The sequence below is a fragment of the Micromonospora sp. URMC 105 genome (assembly GCF_051386295.1).
In the GTDB taxonomy this organism is placed as follows: domain Bacteria; phylum Actinomycetota; class Actinomycetes; order Mycobacteriales; family Micromonosporaceae; genus Micromonospora.
Window position 1 is genome coordinate 1 of sequence record NZ_JBPQTL010000211.1, and the last position, 791, is coordinate 791.

Annotated in this window: 1 protein-coding gene; it reads right to left on the reverse strand. The window is 76.7% G+C overall.

The window, feature by feature from the left end:
* Positions 1–791 (reverse strand): FGGY-family carbohydrate kinase (locus tag ACSNN7_RS28980; RefSeq protein WP_436684220.1); only part of this gene is annotated, 791 nt, incomplete at both ends.

Below are 791 nucleotides of genomic sequence, written 5' to 3' on the forward strand. Positions count from 1 at the left end.
GGCGCAGGGCGCGGAGACGGTGCAGGACGTCGGTGCCGCCCCGGCCGAAGTAATCGTGCAGGGCGCGGTACTCGGCGTACAGGTCGTCGTAGGCGGCGGCGCGGGCCGGGTCCGGGTGGAACGTCTCGCGGTGCGGGGCGGCCATCGCCGCCGAGGCGGCCGGCACGTCCGGGTACGCCCCGCCGGCCACCGCCGCGTGGATGGCCGCGCCGAGCGCCGCCGGGTGCGCCGCGTCCAGCACGTGCAGCGGCCGGCGCAGCACGTCGGCGTAGATCCGCAGCAGCAGCCGGTTGGCGGTGAGCCCGCCCGCCGCGGTCAGCTCGCGCACCGGCACCCCGGCGGCGGTGAACGCCTCCACCACGGTCCGCGCGCCGAACGCGGTCGCCTCCAGCAGCGCCCGCCAGATCTCCTCCGGCCGGGTGGCCAGGGTCAGCCCGACCAGCACCCCGCTCAGCTCGTGGTCCATCAGCACGGAGCGGTTGCCGCTGTGCCAGTCCAGCGCCAGCAGCCCGTGCCCGCCCACCGGTTGGTCGGCGGCGAGCGAGTCCAGCAGCTCGTACGCGGTGATCCCGCGCCGCCGCGCCTCGTCGGCGTACCCGGCGGGCAGCGCCCGGTCGACGTACCAGGCGAAGATGTCGCCCACCCCGCTCTGCCCGGCCTCGTAGCCCCAGCTGCCGGCGGTCACCCCGCCGTCGACCACCCCGCAGATGCCCGGCACCTCGTGGCAGGCGTCCGAATTCATGATCAGGCAGGTGGAGGTGCCCAGCACCGCCAGCATCCGCCCCGGCGCG